Here is a 24,243-nt window from a genome sequence, read left to right as displayed (position 1 = left end):
AATATTATAAAGTTGGAAATAAACTCGGCTCGTCTTCTTCTTCCGCGGTATTCGGATGAGAAAGACTGATTCCTAAAAGTCGGATCGCCTTGATCGCAACGAGTTTTCCGTCCTTCGATTCTATAAACTCCTCGAGAAGCGCGGAAGCGGTATTAAAAAGCTCCTCCCCCGAAAAGATCGTTTCGGAAAGAGTTTTGGATCTTGTTTTCAGCGTAAAGTCGTGAAACTTGATTTTCAAAGTCAGAGTTCTTCCGGAAAAATCCCTTTTTTTCAATCGTCGTTCCACTTCTCCGGAAACGTATTTGAGTTGGTTAAAGAGGTCTTCCTTTTCGATTCGATCTTGATCGAATGTGATTTCGGCGCCGAGAGATTTTCGTTCCCTCGAGGATTCCACCTCTCGGTCGTCTTCTCCTCTCGAAATCTTATAATAATAGATTCCCATTTTTCCGAAGTGCTGGACGAGTTCTTCGACGCTCTTTGTGCGAAGATCCTTTCCCGTGTGGATTCCCAATTCTTCCATTTTTTGAGCGGTCACCTTTCCGATTCCGTGAAAACTGCTCACAGGCAACGGTTCGATAAACGAAACCACGTCCTCCGGTAAGACGACTGTAAGACCGTTGGGTTTATTTTTTTCCGAAGCCAACTTGGCGATGAACTTTGAGTTTCCGACTCCGGCGGAAGCCGTAAGACTCGTTCGTTTCAAAATTTCGCTTCGAATCTCTTTTGCGATCGTAACCGCGAAAGGAATATTCTTTTTATTGAATGTAACGTCCAGATATCCTTCGTCCAAGGACAACATCTCGACTCGATCTGTGTATTCTAAAAAGATTTCCTTGATCTGTCTGGAAACTTCCTTGTAAGCCTCGAAACGCGGAAATACAAAAATCGCCTGCGGAGCCAACTGAGCGGCCCGAGAACAAGGCATCGCGGAACGAACGCCGAACCTTCTTGCCTCGTAAGAAGCCGCAGCAACCACGGATCGACTTCCCGGAGGACCTCCTACGATCAGAGGTTTTCCCTTGTATTCCGGAAAGTCTCTTTGTTCCACGGAAGCGTAAAAGGCATCCATATCCACATGAATGATTTTTCGTGGTTCCATCTTTAGTTCAGGTCAAATTATAACATACTAAACATTTGTAACCTATTTTTTCAAAGCGCCTTTTCCTTCCGTTCGAATCAGGGTGAGAACCCGAACGGAGTCGGCTCCGTTCTCCAAAAGGATTCTCGCCAATTCGTTTGCGGAAGCCCCGGTTGTAAAGACGTCGTCCAAGAGAAGATAATCGCCTTTCAGCCTCCCTTTATACTCCTCTTTGATTTGAAACGCAAGCCTTGCATGAATGAATCGTTCCGCATAACTTTTACCCGCTTGTTTTTCCCGGCTGATCTTTGCGACGGGCGCGAGAAGAGGAAACGGAAGAATGGTTCTCATTCTTTTTAGGGCGAAATCACAGGATTCAAAAGGTCTTTTTTTCTTTCTTTGATACCATCTTGTTTCCGTAGAAGGCATCACGATGATTCCAGAAAAAGAAATTTCTTTCCAAGACGCGAGTTCCCTTTTGATTCCAAGACAGAGATAAACGGAAAGCAGATAGACGGATTGAAATTTGACGTAATTGATGACCTTCGCTAAAAAAGGAGTTCTGCTTCTTAAAAATCTTAATTCTTCAAAGAAAAGATTTCGGGAGAAACAAAAGGAACATTCGGTTTCAATATTCCATTCTTTGCATATTCCACATTCGGAGCCCTGGAATGTTTCGGCGCTTCGATGATCGTTGTGACAAAGTTTACAGACTCCGATCTTGGAGGAGAAAAAATCGTGTCTTCCGCAAAACTCGCAAGAAGAAGGAAGAAATATATCTAAGAATTTCCAGATTCCCATACCCTTTACGGTTCCGGGAAGAATGCGGAGAAAATAAAAAAGCCCGGCAAACCGGGCTTTTTTATCATCGGTAAGATTTTTTAATTCTTACTTTTTAGCGGGCGCGGGAGTTGTAGTCGCCGGCTTTGCTGGTTGAGCTGGAGGCGCAGGTTGTGTGTTGCTGTTAGAGCTTGCATCCACCTTACGAATCTGAGTAGTCGGAGGATTTACGTCTACGGAAAAGCTGACTTTTTTAGTTTCACTTTCGTTGCCCACGTTATCCACGGCCTTTGCTTCGATCGTGTGTTCTCCTTGAGAATCGATTACGATCGATTCGGCATAAGGAACGAAATCGGGAGCGTTGTCGACTTTGATCAGAATTCTTTTGATTCCGGATTGTCCGTCCACCGCTTTGATGGTGAAAGAGTTTCCTTTTCTGGAATATGTTTTTCCGTCGATGATCACAAGAGGAGTATTTCCTTGGATTTCAACTTCGGGTTTTACGTCGTCCAAAGTTACGACAAGAATCGCTTCCGAAGTTGCGTTTCCTGAGTTGTCCACCGCGGAATACTTGATCAGATTGACGCCGGCTTTTTCCAGTTTGATCGGCTGGTTGTCGTAAGTTTTCAAATCTCCGCCGTTGATGGAATACTTTACTTCCTTCACGCCGGAAAGACCGTCGATCGCGGTGATTGTGTAAGTTACGTTCTTAGAACCGAAATTGTATCCTTCCAAGTTGTAAAGAATTTCACTCGGAGCGATTTTGATGGTCGGAGCTGTGTTGTCCACAACCACGACAAGAGCCTTTGCAGGTTCTTTGTTTCCGGCTTTGTCCACGGCTCTGTAAGTCAGACGGTTTACGCCTTCTTTGAGAATCGTGATCGGAGAAGTATATTTTGCGTAATCCGCTTCGCCGATTTTGTATTCGATATAATCTACCGTACTGGAATCGTCTTTTGCGGAAATTTCAAAAGAACTTTTAGAGTTCACGTAAAGATCTGCATTCTTTACGTCATCAATTTGAGTGTTTCCTGCAGTTTTAGTGGTAGCCGCAGGCGCTGTCGCCCCTGTTTGCCCTTGGGTCGTTGCCTGAGGGGAGGAATTTTCGTCCAGATCTTCCTGCGCTACGAGAGCCACGGAAAAGGACATTAAAAAAGCGATTGCGAGTCTTGCGAGATAAGAACCCTTCATTTTACACTCCTATGAATTAGGTTAATTAGTTTTTTGACGATATTCGGATAGTGGAAACCTTTGGAAGGAGCGTGTCAACCGATTCTATGAAAAAAAAATCCTTCCCGTCAAGGAGAAAGACCCGACTCGAAAATTACGTTCTCTTAGTGATGCTTCTTTTTTTCAATTTGTCCAATGAGCTGAACGCTCAAGAAAAATCGCCGGCGGAAATTTGGAAACAAGTAGTAGTCGAGGATTTCGAAACAAAAGAATGGACTACGAAGAATCTAAAGACGCGCCTGGCGGACGAATACCATCCGGACATAAGAACTTCCTCCTTATTACTCAGCCCCGAACGCAATTCATCCAAAAGCCTTCTTTTAGAAGTGCCCTCTGAAAAAAATCAATCCTTTGAAATCCTCTGGGAATCTCCTTGGAGAACCCGCGGTTTCGTTCAGGAATTCCAGTTTCACGTCTATTCTTCCGGATCGGGGGCGTCGCTTTACGTTTTGTTAAGGGATTCTACTTTAGAAGTTAAGAAAATACTAATCACCCATCTCAGCTTCGAAGGATGGAAAAAGATCAAACTCAACGTTGTAAGAAAGATCAGGCAAGACGATATCGTTTTTACAAAACAAGCTCCCGTCGAATTTTTGGGTCTTCTCTACGAGGCGCCGTTCGAAATGAAACGCGGCACCAGAGATCTTTTTGCGATCGACGACATTCTTGTGATCATACGAGATAAGAATCGGATGTTTCAGAACGACAAGACCTTGGTCCGCTGATCCGAGCCGGACTTTTTCAAAAGAAGAACGGTTACCTCCGGGTTCGCGGAACGTTTTCGCAAATTAAATTCAATTTTTCTAATATATTAGAACGGGAAACGGAAGTTTTGTCTTTAAAAACGAAATCGATCCGAATTTTAGATTCGGTAAAAATTAAAATCCTCCGCAATTCTACTCGGAGCGGACCTAAAGCCTTACCCAAAAAAACTCAGAAAACAAAAAAGTTTCGAGTTAGAGCTTGCCCCAAAAGTTGTCTGACTCTTTCAAAGAATTTGTCGGAACTCCAACGGTTTTTTCCGTGAAAGGCGCGGGCCCCAACCCTGCATAGCGACTCATAGGGAGCGAATCATTGAGTTTTGGAGGCGGAAAACTCGGGAGACTTTCCTCTATCACAAAAACATCCTTTTCGCAAGTAAAATTCCCTCACGAGCGCCATGTAGGAACTCCTACGAAAATTCTCCCCGGGATCTTCTTTCCAATTTACCGGCGAGGCTATACAAAACGCGGAAGATCGAAAAAGACGTTTTGTAAAATTCGAACACTTTCGTGTGAGTTCCCACAAATTACAATTTGTTCGGTTTCAAAGAAGATTTTGAATCCTTCCTCGTTTCCAAAAAAAGTATGAGTTCCTACTTTTTTAGATTTCGGGACGGGCTCTAAGTTTGTTAGGCGATAGGAAGAGTGACGAAAAATTTTGTTCCGGAAGCGGAAGTTTCAAAACGAATCGAACCTCCGTGTGTTTCTATGATTCTTCGGGCGATATCCAGACCGAGACCGGAACCTTCCCCTTGAGCTTTGGTGGTAAAAAAAGGTTCGAAGATTCGGTCCTGAACCGCAAACGGAATTCCGGGGCCCGAATCGGAGACGATCACCTCGACTTCGTTTGCACCGCTTCGTTTTAACGTAATACCCAGAATCCCCTTAAAGGACATCGCCTGAACCGCGTTATAGATCAGGTTTGTCCATACGTGGATGAGATCGTCCGCATAACCCTGAATAGGCGGAACATCGTCGTAGTTTTTCCGAATTTCAACCCCCGTTTTCAACTGATTTTGATAGATAGTAAGAACGGTTTCCAGATTTTCGGACAGAATCACGGATGTTTTGATTCCTTCCGAACCGAAATGAGAAAATTTCCGAAGAGCAAAAACTACCTTGGAGGTTCGATTTACGGACATATCGATCAGCCTCGAACTTTTAGAAGCCTGAATCTCTTCCATAGCGAAGTTCAAAAGGATCTGAACGTGCTCCGCGGAAAATAACTTCGGAAATTCGTGAAGAGCGTCTTCCAAACCGGATTCCACCAAATCCTGGGCGACAGAATGTGAGTTCTCGATTTTGAACTCCTTGAGTTTCGCTTCCAATGCCTTGATCTTGGATCGAGCTTCCTTCGGAGAAATCATTTCTTGAAGTCTTTTACCTTTGTTCATAAAAGCGAAAAGTTCCTTCAAAACTGAAATGTCCAAACTCTGAATCAGATCCGAATGTCTGGACAAACGGTCCGTGGAATGTTCGAAATAATTCTGAATCGAGTCGTTGGCCGCTTTGATGACTCCGATCGGATTGTTGATTTCGTGAGCGATACCGGCGACTAACTGTCCTAAGGCGGCCATCTTCTCCGAAACGATCAACTGGCTCTGCGTTTTTTTTAAGTTCTGAAGAATCTCTTCCAAATCCTGTTTTTGTTTTTCGATCAATCCTTTCTGATCGGAGATTTCCTTATTCAATCTTCGTAACGCTTCCGCTTCTTTTTTTTCGGAAATATCTTTCACGAGATTGATTACACAGAGTTTGCCGTTGATTTCGGCGAACATGCTGTAACATTCCGCGTGAATCGCCCTTCCATCCTTCGATTGCAGAATCAGTTCCTGATCCAATAGAATTTTTTCGCGGATCAGCCTCTCCAGATATTCTTTGCGAACGTTCGGATCCGGCCAGATGTTCAATTCAGTGCTCGTCCTTCCGATCGATTCCTCTCTCGTATAACCGAATAGATTCACGAAACTGTCGTTGACTTCGATATATCTTCCCTCTTCCACCGTGGAGATCGTGGTTGAAATCGGACTTAGGGTAAACACTTTGGAATAAATTTCCTGAGTCGGCCTCAGAGCTTCTTCCGCTAAATATTTTTCCGTAATATCCTGCGCGGTTCCGTACGCGATAAACGAATTGAGGAATCTTCCTTTTACGGAAAGAAAAAGATTTTTTCCGTCGATCCTTCGGATTTGATAGATAAATTCCACCGTATAATTCGGATCCTCTTTATGAGTTAAACTTTCGGCGAGGACCGTAAGAAGTTTTGTCTTATCTTCTTCGACGACATAGGTGTTTAAAAACGAGGAAAAGGAAACGACGATAGACTCCAGCGCGTCGGAATCCCCTAAAAGGAATTGATATTCCTTGGTCAGAGTCAGCTCCAGCGTCGCCGTGTTCAAACTCCAGCCGCCCAATTTCGCATAACGTTGAACGTCGGAAAGCTCCTTTTTCACCTTTGTAAAACCGAGCAAAGTATATCTCATAAGAATCGCGACTAGAATAAACGCGGAAATTTCTCCCATAAGAACGGACCAAGGACCGGTGGGACTTTCCACAGGTTGAATGATTCCTTTTTGAATCAGATATTCGCTGAGGACCGCGAGAGAAACCGAAAGCGTCGCGTAAAAATAAACTGCTCTGGTTCCCAAGAGAAGCGCGGAAATTAAAATCAAAACCAGACTGAACGGAAACACGACCGTTTGAGTCGCTCCTTCTCGAAACATGATTCCGAACGTCGCGAGCCATTCGATGCCGATCATGACATGAGCCGCGAGCAGAATCCTGCCGGTTTTAGCGATCAGGTGACACACAAGAACCGCGACCGGGATCAGATACGCGGCGATATAAATCGCCTTGGGTTTTTCCGCGAGAATCGGATGAAGAATTCGATAACTCAGCGCCACCGCCAAACAAGCGAGCATGATCCCGTACATCAGACGTACGGAAAAATCCTTCTCCGTATCGGAAAAGACCGGCGGCGTTAAAAAGGAAGGTAATTTAAAACGAATCATGATTTTTGTGGAATCGGGCGGCCATTTTCATCCGGAATCATTTGAAAGCAAAGTCTGATTTCATTGGAAATAAATTTTTTAGAAATGATATCTCCCATTTCGGATTATTGAGAATTTTTCTAATACGAAAGGATTAAAATCATAGAACCCTACCGAAATGTAAGGATACTCCGCATTTTTAAAAAGTAAATTCAATTTTTTGAATATTCTTGTTTAAATCCGAAGATTTCTTTTCGACGGAGAATCGGTGGAAATCGCTGAACGATCGTATCGCTTTGGTCGAGGATTCGAAAGTACGCCCGTCAAAAAGGGGAAGACGTCCGGGTTTTTGACACAAATTAAACAAAAAGGAATCAAAAAAAAAAATTCGAAACTCGTTTCGAAGGGGAAATCCAAATCCGTAAATGATTCGGGGCGTCTCTTCCGAGTCTCGCGAAACGATAGAACGGGAAAGGAAGGATTTTCAATTGACTTGGATTTTTTTCCCCGTTTATTAAGTCGCGGGACCTTTTATAAAGGTCTCATCCGTCCAATTCTAAAGTATATGCCACATTCCCTGGAAAAGGAAATCTATCTCCGAATTCAAAAGGATCATACGTTCTATGAATGGATTCAAAATCAAGCGCTGGACGGATTGTGGATTTTAGATTTAGAATCGGAGAAAAATTTTTGGTGCGACAAGAAATTCTTACGGACTCTTGCATTGGACCTTGCACCGACCGAGCCTGCCTCCGTCTTTACCGCGGAAAGTCTCCGCAGAATTTCTGAAATCGTCTTCGAGATCAAAAAAGGGAACGCGGAAATAAACGAGGAACGTTTTTCCTTTTACAGCAAAGGGCAGGAGATTCTTCTCAAGAATAATTTAAAGACAGTATATAACGAAAACGGAGTCGCCTATCTTTTGTTAGGCGGACTCGATCTTTCGGAAGAATTTCAAAACGTCGAAGACTCCAAAAACCTGCACGTACATTTTCGTTCGATTCTGGACGCGTTACCCGCGCTTATCGGTTTTTGGGATTCAAATCTAATCAACCGTTTTTCCAACAAAGCCTATATCGATTGGTTCGGGATGAAACCTCGGGAAATCTACGGCAAACACATCCGGGACGTTTTGGGAGAATCTCTCTACGAACAAAATCTTCCTTATATGGAAAAAGCTCTCAAAGGCGAAATGCAGAGTTTCGAAAGAAAAATTCCGATGCCGGACGGAAAATCCTGCAAATATTCTTTAGCCCAATACATCCCCAATACCGTAAACGGAAAAACCTCCGGCTTTTTTGTGATCGTCAACGATATAACTTCGATCAGGGAAACCACCGAACTTTTACGAAAGAGCGAAATCGAACTGAACACCTTGTTCGAATCGCTTCCGATCGGAGTGACTTTGTTGAATCACGACCACGAGGTCGTCAAAGTGAATCCCGCTTTGGAAAAGATCGTTTCGATGAACAACATAAGTTTGGGTAAAGGATATTATAAAAATAGAATCTATCTTAAAGCGGACGGCGGGCATTATTCTCCGGAGGAACTTCCGAGCGTACGCGCAAGAACAGGAAACAACGCGATCAAGGACGAAGTAGTCGGAATTCAAATCGAAAACGGGTCCGTCATCTGGACGAAAGTGACTGCTGTGCCTCTAAATCTTCCCGATTATTCGGTGATGATTCTTACTTACGATATCACGGAAAGTAAGAATTTCGAAAGTGAATTGATCAGAGCCAAGGGACTTCTGGAACAGACGAGTCGACTCGTTCGCATCGGAGCCTGGGACGCTGACTTAAGAAGCGGAACAGGCACTTGGTCCGCGGTCACAAAGGAAATGCACGAAGTTCCGCCCGACTTCGTGCCTACGATCGAGAACGGACTCAAGTTTATAAAAGAAGGAGAAAGCAGAAAAACCGTAACCGAAGCCGTTGAAAAATTGATCACAAAAGGGATTCCCTACGATATCGAAATGCAATTGATAACCGCCAAAGGGAACGAACTCTGGGTGCGTTCGGTCGCGAGCGCGGAATTTGAAAACGGCGTCTGTACAAGAATTTATGGCGCGTTATACGACATCGATGAAAGAAAAAAAACGGAGCTGGCGCTTTTCAGGGAAAGATCCAGACTGCTCGCATTCGTAGAACACGCGCCCGCGGCAGTCGCGATGTTCGACACGGAAATCAAATACATAGCGGTAAGCGAAAGATGGCTCGTCGACTACCATCTTCAGGGAAGAGACATTCTCGGACTATCGCACTACGAAGTATTTCCGAACATATCGCAGGAATGGAAGGATACCCATCAGAAATGTCTTTCGGGAGAAGTTCTTAAAAACGAAGAGGACGTCTGGAGGCCGGCCGGTTGGGATCAGGATCAATATCTGAGATGGGAAGTCCGGCCCTGGTATCAGTTGGACGGAACGATCGGCGGAATCATGATGTTCACTCAGGATATCACCGAAAGCTGTCTGCAAAGAGAAGAACTCAAAAAAGCGAAAATTCTCGCGGAAAAGGCAAGCCGCGCAAAATCCGAATTCTTAGCTAACATGAGTCATGAAATCCGGACCCCGCTCAACGGAATCATAGGATTTACTGACCTGCTGCTTAGAACCAATCTGGACGCGACACAACATCAGTATATGATGACCGTCTATCAATCGGCGGGTTCCCTTCTCGACGTGATCAATGATATATTAGATTTTTCTAAAATTGAAGCCGGAAAACTAGAACTTTCCTACGAGATGACCGACGTCTGGGAACTCGGAAGCCAGGTGGTGAACACGATCAAATTTCAGGCGCACAAGAAGAATTTGGAATTGCTCGTAAACATAAGCCCTTCGGTTCCGAAATTCGTGAATACGGACAGCGTTCGGCTAAAGCAGATCATCGTAAACTTATTCAGCAACGCGATCAAATTCACCGAGGAAGGAGAAATAGAATTCAGGATCGAAGTCTTAAAAACGTTATCCGAAACCAAAGCCGTAATTCGATTTTCCGTGCGCGACACCGGAATCGGAATCGCAAAGGAAAACCAAAAAAGGATTTTCGAGGCATTTTCGCAGGAAGACGCTTCGACCACGAGAAGGTTCGGAGGAACCGGATTGGGGCTTAGCATCTCCAATCAGATTCTAGCGATGATGAAAAGCAAATTGGAAGTCGAAAGCGAAGCGGGAACCGGCAGCAGATTTTTTTTCGATCTCACTATGGAAATCCTGGACTCAAAACAGACGAACGAATGGCCTCGGTTTGAAAACGTAAAAAGAATATTGATCGTCGACGACAACGAAAACAACCGCAAGATTCTCGAAGGAATGTTAAAATTATCTAATATTCCGTGCGAATCCGCCGAAAACGGAACCGAGGCGATCGAAAAAATCGCCGCCGGAAACCGGTACGATTTTATTTTGATGGACTATCACATGCCGTTTATGGACGGAATCGAAGCCGCGAAAATCATCCGTCAAAAACTCGACGTTCCTTCGGAAGAACAGCCGATCATCCTATTGAGCAGCGCTTCCGACGATTCGAATACGATCGAAGAATCGCAGACGATCGGGATCCAGGAAGTGATCACAAAACCGATCTATATTCGGGAACTCAACGATCTGATCGGAAGAAATCAGATTCTTAAAAAACCAAACTTGCAGAAAAGCGAAATCAAAAAGGGCGAAGCCATGGCGTCGATCCGCAAGGCCGTCAAAATTTTAATCGCGGAAGACAATCCGGTCAATATGCTTCTGACAAAAAGTATAATCGCAAGAATTCTTCCTTCCGCAAAAATCGTAGAAGCGGCGAACGGACTCGAGGCCGTGGAGCAAAATTTAAAATCCGTACCTGACTTGATTTTTATGGATATTCAAATGCCGGACATGAACGGTTACGAGGCGACCATCGCGATTCGAAGTCTGGAAATGGATAAAAGGGTTCCGATCATCGCTCTTACCGCGGGCATCGTTTCCGGAGAAAGGGAAAAGTGTATGGAAGCCGGGATGGACGACTACGTGAGCAAGCCGGCGGTTCAGGCCGATTTTACCCGGGTCATCTTAAAATGGTTGGCATAGAAAAAATCTCAAGGAATTTAAGAATTTTCGAATATTCTCTTTTTTGAAATCGTTCTGAGACCTTTGATAATCGATTTCCATTCGGGAACTCCGAGATTTTGGACGACGTGATCGTGAGCCACTTTCCAAACCGGATAAGCGGAACGAAGGGCTTCCCAACCCTTTTCGGTGAGTGCGACCTTTCGCGCCCTTTTGTTTTCCGAGGGAATATCCTTGATATAGCCTAACGTTTCCAAAGGTTCAAGATTTCTAATAAGAGTGGTTCTATCCAAAACGAGAAGATCGGCCATCGGAGCCAGCTCCATACCGTCGGTGGTTCCGAGCGTCATCAGAATATTAAAACGCGCCGAGGTCAAGCCGACCGGATCCAGGACATGATCGAAGTATTGAGCGATGGCTCGGGACGCCCTTTTCAAATTAAAATTCAGACATCCCAAGCCCACGGTCAAAAGTTCGTCGCGCGAGGGATTCAAAGATTCTTTCTTTGATTTCTTTTTTAAAACCGTCGACTCCGCTTTCTTGACCATAAAATTCTCCGAATTGATTTAAACGAGAACGCTTTCCATTCCCGGAGCCATTGTTCGCTTCATCTCGCGAACGCGCTCTTCAAAATTACCGTTCTCCAAACCGGAATCCGAATAGAGAACGGAATTGAAAAACTGATTCAAATCCTCTCCGTGCCGGGTCGGTCTTCCCTTTTTAAGATCGATAAACGCAAAATCAATCCATATCAAAGCCTTCAATCTTTTTCCGGCTTGATCATACATCAAATCTTCGTTCCGGATTGAGCTGTCGCTTTTTGAAACGAGTCTTGTAACGATTCTCACCAGATCGCTCTGTTTTGCGGGCTCAAGATAAGCGATCTGAGTCCTGGTCACGACCCAGGATTTTCCTTCTCTGGAAGAATGCTCAAAAAGATCGAAACCGTAGAAATCCCTCAGATGATCCTCCCTCGCCTCCAAAAAGTAATCCATATAACGGGCGTTATTGAGATGTCCGAATGGATCACAATCCTGAAAACGGATCCGGTAAAAACCGGAAGGTGATAATTCCGTCTTGTCCAATGTAGAAAGCATAAAAGCCTCCGAGTCTTTAGTGTGCAAATACACAGTTGCATCTACACATGTGTAATTGCACACTAAAAACCGAAAAAGTCAACCCGATTTTGCGCTTTTTTTCGAGACCGATCTCATTCGTTTTGCGAAAGGAGTCCGTCGGGTCTGAGATTTCAGCCGAATAAAATCGGAATCCAAGGGAAAAGAATCAAACGTTCCCGTACAGGAAAAATCCATTCTCCGATAAATTCTGATTCTAATCCTAACAACAACTTCTTGACGAAAGAAAAAAACTGAGTTCAATCGCCTTATGCCAGAACTACCGGACTTGGTCGTTATTCAAGAAAGGCTCATTCCCGAATTGATCGAACGAAAAATCGAGTCCGTCGAAATCGTCGATCCGATTGTGGTCCGCGATCTTACCGGAGGCGCTCTGGAAAGTTCCTTTGAGGGCGCGGTTTTTCGGGAGATAAAAAGAAACGGTCCCTTCCTAAATTTCATATTCGAAAATAAGAATATAGTAATCCATCCGATGTTGTCCGGAAGATTCTCCTTGGACCCGAAATACAAACGGAAAGATCTTTGTCTTCGCATTAAAACGGACGGGCCCGTCTTGAATTATATGGACGACACGAGAATGGGAAAGGTTTATTTTTTAAAGCCGGAAGAATTGGGACAAATCCCGAAATACAAAGAACAGGGAGTCGATCTGCTCTCGGAAGAATTTACCGAATCTCTTTTTCTGAAACTGATGGACAAAAGCAGAAAACAAACCAGGGTATTTCTGATGGATCAGACCAAACTCAGTGCATTAGGAAACGCTTATGCGGACGAAGTTCTGTTCGCCGCGAAAATCCATCCGAAAACTCCGTGCAACCAACTCACTCCGGAGGACAAATCCTTACTTTATAAAAGTATAAAGGAAGTTCTTTCCTCTTCGATCGATTACATCCGGAGAAAAAACGCGCCCTTGGAAGTGAAAGTCAGGGATCACGTCAAAGTCAGAAACCGCAAGAACGAACCCTGCCCCGTCTGCGGAACGACGATTCGAAGAGCGAACGTCTTAGGTTACGATTCCTTCTTTTGTCCGAATTGCCAACAAGCAAAGGGACAACAGTTCATCGACTGGAGAAATAAATAATAAGGACTCGCACCCGTTTTTGAAAAAAATCGGGTTCTAAGCCAATCCCCAGTCCAATCGGATAGGATAAGAATTTCGCCTTTTTTCAAAATAACCCGGATCTCCGTTCTTCCAAGATTCCCTCAAAAGACGATCTTCTTCCAAGATAAAAGTTTCGGTTTTAAATTCTCCTTTCGTCTCCAAAAAAAATTCGAGCGGAGGCAAGGGTTTATCCCCGTAAAGTATCGACAATTTTTCAGCGACACGATGAGTTCCGCTCATTCTTCCGATTTGACTGTAACCCGCGATATGAGGAGTGAGAACGGCATTTTCAACTCGCGCAAGAAAGGCTCCGAATTCTTCCGTCGGCGGTTCCGGATCAAACACATCTAATATTTTGAATATATCTTTTCTTTCCGTTAATTTCAAAAAGGCTTCCGGAGTAAAAATTTCCCCGCGGCTGGAATTGATAAAAACGGTTTGCGGCTTCAGAGAATCGATCAACGATCCGGTGATCATCCGAAAAGTCGGTTCGGATCCTTCCTTTGTCAAAGGAACGTGATAACTTAGGACATCGGAACTCAAAACTTCCGGAAGGGAAGCGGACTCCGACTTGTAAAACGGATCGTAAAAAACGCATTCAATTTCGAAGAACTTTAGAATTTTATAAAATTCTTTTCCTGTATGACCGTGCCCGATCAGCCCCACTCGAAGTCGCTTTAATTCCGGATCCGAAAACCGGCTTTTTAATCCTGCAAAACAATATTCAGCGACGGAACCCGCGTTACAACCGGGAGCGTTTAAAAAAATTCTTCCGGTTTCCTTCAGAGCCGCAAAATCCACATGGTCCGTACCGGAACTCACCGTCGCAAAAATTCTTACCGTAGGAAATTTTAAAACCGCTTCTTTGTCCACCTTGAGTCTCGTATTCGCGACGAGAATTTCCGGTTTCTCTTCGTTTAATCCGGAGATTTGATCGGAAGAATACGAACGCGCGTCCAATTTTTCCAAACGGGAAAAAATCTCCCCCGCGCCCGTGGTCCCTTTCGGGTAATAGAGAATCGGTCTTTTTTGTTGCACTACTTTGTCATTTCATCCAAACCCTCTTTTTCAGAAAAAACAAAAAAGGTTTGCCTTGGGAAAGAATTCTTTAAGAATCACAGGTCCATGAAATCCCTTCAGGAAAGAATTACATTCCCAGCGGTGATCGTATTGATCTCCGTGATTCTCATCGCGTTGGTCTGGTTCGTTTTTTTTAGCGGAGGCGTCGGCTCCAAGAGCGGCTCCGCGGATTCCGAAACCGAATTTACTCTGCAAAGATCGGAATCCGGAGAATGGATTCTAAACCAAGCGGTCGTCGATACTTCGAGAAGAATTTTCGACGAGAACGGCAACTGGCTGACGTTCGACGAACTCATGCAATACGCCGCCACCGGAGAAGTCAATCTTGTCTCCGAACTCTGGGCGCTTCGAAGACAATGCCCGGAGAATACCGGCTTCGAACAGTGCAACGAAATCATCCGAGCCTTTATAGCGGATCACTACTCCGGTAAGGACGCCGATTATCTGATGAAATTATTTTCCGGTTATTTGAGATACGAAACCACGATGAGAGAATTCGAACTCCCCGATAAACTCAGCCGTGCGGAAAAATACGAACTCGTCAAAAAGAAAAGAAGGGAAATTTTTTCGGATAACGACGCTAAGCTGATCTTCGGTTTGGAAGAGGCGGAAGAAACTTATCGGGATTCTTTGAGCGGTTTTTTAAAGGAAACCGAATCCTTGAACGGCGACAAAAGATTGGAACGATACGAAGAATATCGAAAAAACGTCTATGGTCAGTATTACAATACCGTAAAGACAAGAGAACCGAAATACAACACATACGAAACCGAAATGTTTTTACGCGATAAGGAATTGGAAAGAATGAATCTCTCCGATCGAAACGGTAAAACGAGATCGATTCGCGAAAAGTATTTCGGAAAAGACGGAGCGGATCGTATGGACGCGGTTTATAAGGAAATCGAAGAAAGGGAAAAGAAGGAAAAACAAACCCAAACGGAAGAAACCGATTGGCTTCAGAAAAATTCGAACGTAAAAGGCGAAGCGCGAGATAAAGCTCTTATGGAAATCCGCATTAAAAACCTCGGAAAAGAAGAAGCGGAAGAATATTCAAGAAGACTGAAATACGAAGAGGAAATGAAAAAAAATCAAAATTGATGTTTTATAGATTCGTTCCCTTAGATTCGTTTCGTTACCGGCTCCTGCTTTGTTTCGGAGTCGGCTTCGGCGTCCTGTTAGGACTTCCCCCTTTTTCCTTTCTAAGCGCGGGAATCGTAGCTTCGATTTCTGCGTTGTCCCTTTTTCTTTCTCTCAATCGAGAATCTCCGATCCGTGCGATTCTCTGGCTTTTGTTTCTTTCTCAGATTCTGAACTTCACTACTTTTTTTTGGATTCCAGGCGCGGTTTCTCGGATTTCCGGAGCCGGCCCGATCGTTTCCTTCGCCTTTTTTCTTTTCTACGGATTGATTTCCCACATTAAATTCATCCCGTTTTACATCATATTTCGCTTTTCGAATATTCAAAATTCTTCCAAGACCTGGGTTTTGCTTCTGTTTCCGGCTGCCGGAACTTTTTCCGATCTGATCACGTATCAGATATTTCCCTGGTATTGGGGAAACCTGGTTTCGGGTTCTATCGTTTTCGAGCAGTTCGCGTCCGTTCTCGGAGTTTACGGATTGAGTTTTCTTTTGCTTTTTATTTCATCCGCTCTTTTATTTTTTATATCACATTATAAAAATCGAAAGTCGAACGAGTTTAAAATTTCCGTTCTTTCCTTTGCCGCGGTATTCTGCGTTTTCGTTTACGGCTTATATAGGATCGGATTCGTTTCGGATTCTTTGGTTCCAGGTGAAACAAAAATTCTTTCCGTCGTCATGGTTCAACCGGATACTTCCCCCGGAACGAAAGATCTTCAGAACGATGAAATTTTTCTCGCGAGCACTATGAGCAAGATTCTTTCCCTTTCACTGCAGGGAAGTATGGCTGCGGAAAAACCCCCTTCGCTTATCATTCTTCCGGAATCGGCGATTCCATTTCACGGCACGATCCCTTCCGAAGAAAACAAAAGGGAACACATCTATTCGTCCACGATGGATGGAATAATTTTATACCTTTCCAAACACTCCGGCGCCGACATCCTTTTTAACGAATTGAATATGGAAGAAGGCAAGTTGAGAAATCAAATCAGCCTGTTCAAAAATCTGGACGGAATCACGGAACGTTACAACAAAAGAAAACTTCTGGCTTTCGGAGAATATCTTCCTTGGGAATCACAATTCCCGATTTTAAGAAAGACATTCCGAGAAACTTCGCGTTATGTTCCCGGAGAATTTCCGAAACTGCTTTCCGGAACGATCGAAAAAAACCGGATTCAGGTTTCGGCCCCGGACAGACACGACCTCGAACAACTCAAAGTTCCGGAAACGATGAAGACCGAATTCTCCTCACCCGAACTTCAAGCGAAGAAAATTAAGAATTTAGAATATTCTTATTCTATTCTCCCTTTGTTGTGTTACGAGGCGATGTTTACTGATCTTGTGTTAGATTATTTTCGTTCCGAGGAACGCCCCGATATTCTTATCAATCTCACCAACGACTCTTGGTTTGATTCTGAGTTGGAAGCAAATCAACACTCCGGAACCGTTCGTTTGAGAGCGATCGAAACCGGACTTCCGATGATCCGTTCCACGGTTTCCGGAATCACGGACGTTTGGGATTCGAGAGGAATTTCGCTGATTACTCCGGTCGGCTTTCATGAAACCGCGATCCGAACCTTTGCAATTCAACTCAATCCTTCCGCTTCTACGTTCTACGTTAAGATCGGAAATTCTTTTTTATGGATCGTGTCGTTTCTTTTAATTTCGCTTCGTTTAACGCTCGTATTTCGAAGTGAAAGGAAAGTGTAAATGCTCGAGCATACGTTTTGTCATTTGCCGGGCATCGATTCGGTCGAAGAAAAGCAACTCTGGGAAAAAGGGATTCTAAACTGGAAGGATTTGAAGGATTTTATAAAAACCGAATCCGTTCCGATCAAAAATCTCATTTTAGACGCATTAGAATTTTCTAAAAAAGAATTGGAACGGGAGAATTTTTTTTACTTCTTCCACGTCCTTTCCGCCAAACACCACTGGAGATTGTTCCCCGCGGTTCGCCGAAAGCTGCTCTATCTGGACATTGAAACGACCGGATTGGCAAGCGAAGATAGGACGACTATGATCGGCACATACGACGGAAACGAATACAAGGCTTACACCCGCGGATTCAATCTCGACTTTTTTTTAGACAACGTAAGTCCCGATCGTATCTTCGTAACCTACAACGGAATCGCTTTCGACGTCCCTTTTTTGGAAAGGGAGTTCAACGTTCGTTTTCGAAACAACCATATCGATATTATGTTTTTCTTACGTTCTCTCGGAATCAAAGGCGGACTCAAAGGTTGCGAAAAAGCGCTGGGAATCGATCGGCCGGAAGAGGCCGCGATCAACGGGGCAGACGCGGTCAGACTCTGGAGACAGTACGTCGATTACGACGACACGGACGCGCTGAGAATTTTGGAAAGTTATAACCGAGAAGACACGGTAAATCTCGAGATCCTGCTTATCAAAGGATACAATCTAAAAATAAAAGATACTCCGTTCTACGGAGAGATCATTCGAGAACCTGAAAACACCCGTTATTAATTGAATCGGCTGATTCTTATTTTATTTTTAGAAGAATCAAAGAATCCTATTCTCCGCCGATCCAATGATATTTTTCGTAAGGAGGATCGATTTCCATAATCCGCACCTGACCTTGATCGATCAGCTTTCGAATCAGAGAATGCATAATCGCCAAAGCGGTGTTATAGTATCCGCTATTCGCAACCTTTTCTCCCATCGCTTCCAAAACCAAAGTGGAAAGATCTTGATCGTTCTCCTTCAATCGCCGAACCACCCCTCTTTCCAAAAGGTTGAGAGTTTTAGAAAGAAGTTTGATCGCCCTCTGCGGATCTTCCGGTTCCGGTCCGTGAGCCGGAAGAATTCTTCGTATCGGCAGTTTGGAAAGCCGGTCCAAGGATTGGTGATAGTCGTAGAGATTGCCGTCGATCTCCGCGTAGATCGAGGAGATATTCTGTAAAACCAGATCCCCCGTGAAATAAATTTTTTCACCGAGGATATAAGGAGTGAGGTGCCAACGATTGTGTCCGGGCGTATAAAGAATTCCGATCTCCCTTCCGCCGGCGACGATCACGTCTCCTTCCACGAGCTCTACGTCGAAGTTTAAATACGGATCGACTCTTTCAGAATTGTTAAGCGCATCTTGAAATTCGAAAATTCCAGTGTCGACCCTTTTGAGTTCCTGAGCTCGAACCGTATTATCGTGATGTCCCTTATACACCAATCTTCTCATCGCCCTTTGGAATACCTGAACGAATTCAACGTAGTTGTCGATACCGGCCGCCATACCCGCCATCGCGTATAACTTAGCGTCCGTGTAATAACGAATCGTCAAAGCCGCGCTCATGTGATCCAAATGATTGTGAGTATAGATGATATGTTTTATTTTGCTCAGAGAAAGTCCGATCTTTTTGAGAGCCCTTTGCAAAAGTCCGAGGTTCTCGATATAACCCGAATCGATGATCGTGGGTTCTCCGTCCGGAAGGATATAAATATTGTTAGGCGAATAGAACGGTTGCGGGATTTCGGTTTTGAAAATTCCGTCGCCGATTTCCTTGACGTCCGGTATAGAATCATATCGGTGAATTTTCATTAAAATCTCCCAAAAAGGAACGGACCCTTTTTGATTACACGGTCTTTGGATGCGCGCGGACGGGCAATTGAAATTTCGAGCGCCTTCTTCCGCGGTAGAATTTCGATAAGGATCTTAATTCTTACCGCAACAAACTTTGACCGCGTCCAACAATTGTTTCCGATCCCACGGCTTTGGAAGAACCGCATAAGTTCCGGCTTCCCTCATCACTCTTTCCACTGCCGCTTCGTCGACGTGACCCGTGATCAAGATGGAACGGATATTAGGATATTTTTGATGGACTAAAATTAAAAATTCGTCTCCCTTAATTCCGGGCATTCTCCAATCGGAAAGAATAAGAATCACGTTGACTCCGTTCGCAACCAACTCATCCACAACCTCGAGAGCTTCTTTCGCGTTGATCGCGGTTTCATATTGAAACTCGTTTCCGAACTGCTTTTTTAACTCTTGTTTTAACGCGATCAGGATGATCGGTTCGTCGTCCACGCAAAGGATGGCATTGTTATTCATAGTATCTTATTAAAGGTATCTCCGTTATACCGAGCCTGCGGACTTCAACCACACGCTGAACTTTGTTCTTCCGGGAACGCTTTCAAACTCTATCTTTCCGCCCATCTTCTCTACGATCTTTTTACAAATATCCAGTCCGAGTCCGATTCCTTCTCCTTGTTTTTTTGTGGTGAAGAAGGGTTCGAAGATCTTGTCCTTCACCGAATCCGGAATCCCGCTCCCGGAATCGACAAAGGAAGTTATAATCCAAGAATCTTGTTTTTCAATACGGATTTCAATCTTCCCCTGATAATTCATAGCCTGCAAACCATTATTCAAAAGATTGATCCAAACTTGATTGAGTTTATTTCCGTCTCCGAGACAACGTTCGTCGGTCAGAAAATCGGTAACGACTTCGACTCCGTACTTTATCTTTGTATGATATAAAGTAAGAATGGTTTCGATTTCCGATTTTATATCCACGGGAACGATTTCCCCCTCTTCGTCGTTGACTCCTGGATTCAAATAATTCTTCAGCGCCTCGACCACGTGGGAAGCCTTTCCGCTCGCGATCGAAATCACGTTGCTCAACCTAACGATCGTGGAAAAGGAAGAGACCGCGGTCAAGATCTCCATTCTTCTATCGGTCTTGAGAAGTTCCGGAAGTTTTTCTCTCAACCGATAAACTCCGGAATCCAAAACCGCGTTAGCCACGTTATCGTGATCGGGAATCCCCGAGTTTTGAAACAATTGAACGAGTTCCTTTTTCAAACTTCGGTTCGGAATGATTTCGGATTGTGAGGCTTCCTGCAGACTTTCGGTCAATAGAATTCTAAAGTCCCGGATTTCCTCTTCGTTAAAACGAAAAATCAAATCGGGAATCTCCCTGATTTCGTTTTGAAGAATTTCCAAGATGGCCCGATTTGAAGATACGATGGCCCCCAGAGGCGTGTTGAGTTCGTGAGTCATCCCAGCCGCAAGTTGTCCGATGGCGGCTAACTTTTCCGAAAGCAACAATTGATCCTGAGCGCCGTGAAGTTCCTTCATGATCTTTTCCAGATTTCGAACGGCTTCGACCAAGTCGGAATTCGATTTGCGAAGTTCTTCCGTGCGGACGTCGATCTTTTTTTCCAAATTTGCGTTTAGATCCAGGATCGTCTCTTCCGCCTCTTTGTTTTTTGTGATATCGTAGATGATTCCGAAAATCTGTTTCGGGGAACCGTTGGTATTTCGTTTGTAGATCAATTCCCTTGAAATCAGCCATCTCCAACTTCCGTTTTCGTGTTTCATCCGATATTGATGTTCGATCAGATCCTTGTCGCTCGCCGTCGCATAACGCGGAACCACCTCGGCGAGATAGATCTTGTAATCGTCCGGATGCATCAGACTTCGGACCAATTGATCGCCCATGGATTGAAGTTGTTCCACCGTATATCCAAGGACGATTTCGATTCCGTTGTTGCTGTATATATTCACCTTTTCTTCTATATCATAGATGTATAATATATCGGGAGTGATATCCAGGATGGATTCTATGAATTGATTTCTTTCCCTGAGATTTTCCTCGATTTGTTTGCGTTCGGTTACGTCCACCATCACGCCCCTCAGCCAGCGGGGCCGATTATCGACTACGATCACTTTTACGAGATCGCGAAGCCAGACCACGGTTCCGTCCTTTCTCAGAAAACGATATTCGAAGTCGTGCGCCTCCATTCTTCCCGTACATGCTATGCAGAAATCGACGGCCCAGCTTCGATCGTCCGGATGAAGATGATTCGCCCAAAAACCCGGCTCTTTCCATTCATCCACGGAGTATCCCAGCATACTCACGACCTGTTGACTCACGAACGTAAAATCGAAGTTAGTCGCATCCGCCTCCCATACGATCCCGGGCGTCGTGTCCACGAGATCTCGGAATCTTTCCTCGCTCGACTTTGTTCTTCGAAAAGATTCCTGGAGTTGTTCCGCCATGTGATTGAAAGAATGGGAAAGGGTTCCCAATTCTTCCAAACGACTTTTCGGAACTCGCTGATTAAAATCCCCTTGCGCCATCGCGCGGCTCGCGTTCAGAATTTTCTGAATCGGAGCGGTAACTATCCCCGCAAGAAAGGCGCCGATGAGAAGTGAAAGAGTAAGAGCAAGCGCAAAGACCATTGCGGATTGACTGCTCCCGATTCGAACTCCTTCCTGATAATACGCGGCCGGAATCGCAGTGATCACGATCCAATTCTTATCCTTTTGATTGTCTTCGTACGGAGTCGCTTGTGTGAGCCAAGTTTCCAAAGACAACGGCTTTGCGGTGATCACGTCAAAGCTGAATTGCACCGGCGACTTCAACACGTTGAGATCGCCGATATTCTTTCGCAAAGTCCGAATCGCGTTCACAAAAACCGGATCTCCCTCCACTCCTTGTTTCCAATCGCCCGCGTTCTCGTATCTGGATGAACCGATCAGAGTTCCGGAACGATCTATGATGATCGCGCGTCCGTGTTCGGCGACGCTCATCGATTTTAAAAGAGGAAGAATCCCTTTTAAGCGAATCGATTCTTCTTGTTTTTTGGAATTTTCGAGATAACGATCCAATTGAAGATTTATGTTTTCAGAAATTTCCTGATGCAATCTTCCGGCGAGTTTGTCCGCGGCGTTCTCGGAACTTTTAAGATTGAGATACGCGGTCATTCCGACCATCACCATCACGAGAAAAATAAAAGGGGTCACCATAAACATCCGGATCGGTAAACCCAGAATCGGGTTTTCCTCTTCGTCCGGATTCTTGATCTCCTTCCAAACCCATTCTTTTCTATTAAAGACGAATTCTCTTACGTGGCAGGGAATTTGAATCCAGAACATTCCGTATTTTTTTGCGAGCGGAAGCGCCAAGAACATCGCCAACGGAGCGAGGACCCAAGTGATCGAAGTCGTAAAAAACAAAGCGGGAGTGATGTTTCTGTAGGAAATTCCCGGAGTGAATTGATTCGCGCAGATATAACCCCAGAGCTGCGGTTCAACGGCCATAAAAATAAAAACAAAAAGAAGATAATAAAACCATGTTTTGATTTTTCCGAAATCGGGATCCCTTCCGATCAATTGATAAGCGACCCAAAAACATGCAGGATTTATAAAGTATCCGAGCAGCCAGTCGATTAAAAAATCGGGGGGAACTCCTTCGATCAGATCGGAAAGACCGTATGCGAAAGGAACGGCGATGAGCGCCGGATATCCAAAAAGAACGATACAAAGAAAAACAGAAAGATCTTTGAGTGATTCGAACGTTTGAGCTCCGGGAACCAAGACGATAAAAGAACCTAGATAACCTGTGATAAAAATGAGAACGAACGTGAGAGGAATACTCAGGAAAGCCTGTGTATCCCAAGACTGACGTTCCCTTCCGAATCCGAATTTACCGCCGGGCCGAAACGTAAAACCTCCGAAGGCGGAAACCATAAGAATTAAGCCGAAGAAATATCCGAAGTTTCCCCAGACTTCCAACAGAGGAAGCGGAATCGATTGAAAAATAGATTCAAACCACTGGACTACGACTTGCATTTTAAGAACCTATCGGGAAACCGAAAAACCCAATTTGGATAATTCCCTTGCGTCTTCCAGATCTCCGCGACCGATCGACTTCGCAAGCGATTCCACCCATACCAATCGTTCTTCCGATTTTTCCCCGAAAACAAGCGGAAGATGTTTCCTTTCAAAGGAGGAAATTTTACCATCGAAACAGCAAGTTATGCTCAATATTTTTAGGCAGAGTTCTTTTTCTTCTTCGTTTAAATCCTTCAATAGTTTTTCGAGAGATTCCCATTCATCCAAACGAAAGTGGTAATTTTCTATCTGAAACGCCTTGTGAAGTTTGATAAGAATGTATTCTAAGTTCGGATGAAATCTCTGCGTAAAAACGACCGAATTTCCGATCGCGGTCATACAAGCGATCTTCGCCTCGCGGCTCAGAGAATTTTTTCTGGAGAGAATGTCTTCGACAAGTTCCTTGGATAAAATCCTTGTCAGAAGCCTCGTCCTCAACTCCTTAAGAATAATATAAAGTACGATTGCGTCCCAAATTGCGGTGATAGGCGCGGCGACAAAATCGGCGTAGACTCGAAATGAATTTCTCGCGAGAATTTTCCGGATGACGATCTTTGCGACCAGGTTCGAAAGAAAAACTTTGGCTTTGTAGAGAATCGTCGTGATAAAAAGACTCTGTTTATTAGTGAGACGATACGGATCGATTCCTAAAAGTCTAAGATCCGGATCCGGAATTTCCAGGGCCAACCTGGAAAGAAGATTGCTGACGCCCGTGATAAGATCCGGGTCTTCCTCCAAATCCAATCCCGCGAGCCGAGTCATCTTGTAGACGGAAGAAAGTCCGATTCTATAAAGAAGATAAAATTCGAGAAGAGTTCCAAACAAAAGAGCGAGTCCAGTCCAAAACCATTTTTCCAAAAATACGGAGGACCAGAGTTCCGGGGCGTCCGGAAAAATCTTTTCGACGACGATGATGAAGAAGGTAGTCCAAAAGCCGGTTTGTAAGGACCAGAAAACCGTCCAGCCTATGATTTTTCTGGAAGCGCTTCCAAATTCCTGACGAGTCCAATTTCCCGGAGATCTTTTGTCTCTTTGCGCGAGATCCTGTAAAACGCGGATTCCCCATAGCTCCAAGATTCCAGGTTTGTATTCTGCGGCTCGAGGGCTGTTTTCCATGCGCCGGGAGTTCATACCGTTTTCCGAGTCTGTCAAACCATTCTTTCAATTTTTATTTCAGAATCGGGGCTCTGCGGAACGATCTTCTAAATACAGGGTCGAAACCTGAAAGCGAAGTTCAATTTCATTCTTGACCTTCTTTCGCTTTTCAATCAGCAT

17 protein-coding genes are annotated in these 24,243 nt (G+C 44.5%); 6 read left to right on the top strand and 11 right to left on the bottom strand.

What is annotated here, in order from left to right; all coding sequences use genetic code 11:
• Positions 1-4: 4 nt before the first annotated feature.
• The 3 genes from dinB to ompL47 all read right to left on the bottom strand — a co-directional run bounded on the left by dinB (position 5) and on the right by ompL47 (position 3,049).
• On the bottom strand, positions 5-1,099 hold the full coding sequence (gene dinB, locus CH376_RS10295; RefSeq protein ID WP_100785223.1) for a DNA polymerase IV: 1,095 nt from the start codon (positions 1,097-1,099) through the stop codon (positions 5-7).
• A gap of 42 nt (positions 1,100-1,141) precedes the next feature.
• Positions 1,142-1,879, bottom strand: a complete 738-nt coding sequence (locus CH376_RS10290) for a ComF family protein (protein ID WP_100785222.1) — start codon at positions 1,877-1,879, stop codon at positions 1,142-1,144.
• Between the two features lie 87 nt (positions 1,880-1,966).
• Positions 1,967-3,049, bottom strand: a complete 1,083-nt coding sequence (gene ompL47 / locus CH376_RS10285; protein ID WP_100785221.1) for a multi-beta-barrel domain surface protein OmpL47 — start codon at positions 3,047-3,049, stop codon at positions 1,967-1,969.
• A gap of 149 nt (positions 3,050-3,198) precedes the next feature.
• Between ompL47 and CH376_RS10280 the strand changes: the two genes are divergently transcribed.
• The gene (locus CH376_RS10280; RefSeq protein ID WP_420843543.1) at positions 3,199-3,813 is read left to right on the top strand and encodes a flagellar filament outer layer protein FlaA; all 615 of its coding nucleotides are present in this window, start codon (positions 3,199-3,201) and stop codon (positions 3,811-3,813) included.
• 665 nt (positions 3,814-4,478) lie between these two features.
• On the opposite strand, the gene CH376_RS10270 is transcribed toward CH376_RS10280, so the two are convergent.
• The gene (locus CH376_RS10270) at positions 4,479-6,860 is read right to left on the bottom strand and encodes a PAS domain-containing sensor histidine kinase (protein ID WP_100785219.1); all 2,382 of its coding nucleotides are present in this window, start codon (positions 6,858-6,860) and stop codon (positions 4,479-4,481) included.
• A gap of 544 nt (positions 6,861-7,404) precedes the next feature.
• Here CH376_RS10270 and CH376_RS10265 point away from each other — a divergent pair.
• Entirely contained in the window at positions 7,405-10,905 is a 3,501-nt protein-coding gene (locus tag CH376_RS10265; RefSeq protein ID WP_100785259.1) for a PAS domain-containing hybrid sensor histidine kinase/response regulator, read from the top strand.
• A gap of 17 nt (positions 10,906-10,922) precedes the next feature.
• Here the strand turns inward: CH376_RS10265 and CH376_RS10260 are convergent, their stop codons facing one another.
• The gene (locus tag CH376_RS10260) at positions 10,923-11,432 is read right to left on the bottom strand and encodes a MarR family winged helix-turn-helix transcriptional regulator (protein ID WP_100785218.1); all 510 of its coding nucleotides are present in this window, start codon (positions 11,430-11,432) and stop codon (positions 10,923-10,925) included.
• An 18-nt stretch (positions 11,433-11,450) separates the two neighbouring features.
• A complete protein-coding gene (locus tag CH376_RS10255; protein WP_100785217.1) occupies positions 11,451-11,981 on the bottom strand; it encodes an acyl-CoA thioesterase in 531 nt (176 codons plus the stop codon).
• Between the two features lie 289 nt (positions 11,982-12,270).
• Between CH376_RS10255 and CH376_RS10250 the strand changes: the two genes are divergently transcribed.
• On the top strand, positions 12,271-13,101 hold the full coding sequence (locus tag CH376_RS10250; RefSeq protein ID WP_100785216.1) for an Fpg/Nei family DNA glycosylase: 831 nt from the start codon (positions 12,271-12,273) through the stop codon (positions 13,099-13,101).
• 36 nt (positions 13,102-13,137) lie between these two features.
• Here the strand turns inward: CH376_RS10250 and CH376_RS10245 are convergent, their stop codons facing one another.
• Positions 13,138-14,160, bottom strand: a complete 1,023-nt coding sequence (locus CH376_RS10245; protein WP_100785215.1) for an NAD(P)-dependent oxidoreductase — start codon at positions 14,158-14,160, stop codon at positions 13,138-13,140.
• 87 nt (positions 14,161-14,247) lie between these two features.
• Here CH376_RS10245 and CH376_RS10240 point away from each other — a divergent pair, with 87 nt between their 5' ends.
• The 3 genes from CH376_RS10240 to CH376_RS10230 are packed head-to-tail and all read left to right on the top strand — an operon-like array spanning position 14,248 to position 17,822.
• A complete protein-coding gene (locus CH376_RS10240; RefSeq protein ID WP_100785214.1) occupies positions 14,248-15,300 on the top strand; it encodes a lipase secretion chaperone in 1,053 nt (350 codons plus the stop codon).
• Positions 15,300-17,048, top strand: a complete 1,749-nt coding sequence (locus CH376_RS10235) for an apolipoprotein N-acyltransferase (RefSeq protein WP_100785213.1) — start codon at positions 15,300-15,302, stop codon at positions 17,046-17,048. The genes CH376_RS10240 and CH376_RS10235 overlap by 1 nt, the downstream gene beginning before the upstream one ends.
• Entirely contained in the window at positions 17,049-17,822 is a 774-nt protein-coding gene (locus CH376_RS10230) for a ribonuclease H-like domain-containing protein (protein WP_100785212.1), read from the top strand. It abuts the gene before it with no gap.
• 46 nt (positions 17,823-17,868) lie between these two features.
• Here CH376_RS10230 and CH376_RS10225 read toward each other — a convergent pair whose 3' ends face one another.
• The 4 genes from CH376_RS10225 to CH376_RS10210 all read right to left on the bottom strand — a co-directional run bounded on the left by CH376_RS10225 (position 17,869) and on the right by CH376_RS10210 (position 24,099).
• Positions 17,869-18,891, bottom strand: coding sequence for an MBL fold metallo-hydrolase (locus tag CH376_RS10225; RefSeq protein WP_100785211.1), 1,023 nt, complete (start codon positions 18,889-18,891; stop codon positions 17,869-17,871).
• Positions 18,892-19,005: 114 nt separating this feature from the next.
• Positions 19,006-19,401: a response regulator gene (locus tag CH376_RS10220; protein WP_100785210.1), complete on the bottom strand. Its 396-nt coding sequence runs from the start codon at positions 19,399-19,401 to the stop codon at positions 19,006-19,008.
• Between the two features lie 24 nt (positions 19,402-19,425).
• Positions 19,426-22,926 (bottom strand): PAS domain-containing protein, encoded by a 3,501-nt coding sequence (locus tag CH376_RS10215; protein ID WP_100785209.1) that lies wholly within the window; start codon positions 22,924-22,926, stop codon positions 19,426-19,428.
• Positions 22,927-22,935: 9 nt separating this feature from the next.
• Complete coding sequence (locus CH376_RS10210) at positions 22,936-24,099, bottom strand: LBF_2804 family protein (RefSeq protein ID WP_207767170.1); 1,164 nt, start codon at positions 24,097-24,099, stop codon at positions 22,936-22,938.
• Positions 24,100-24,243 lie beyond the last annotated feature (144 nt).

This window comes from Leptospira adleri, from assembly GCF_002811985.1.
GTDB lineage: Bacteria > Spirochaetota > Leptospiria > Leptospirales > Leptospiraceae > Leptospira > Leptospira adleri.
Note: the sequence above shows the minus strand (reverse complement) of the source record. Positions and strands in the feature narration are given on the sequence as shown.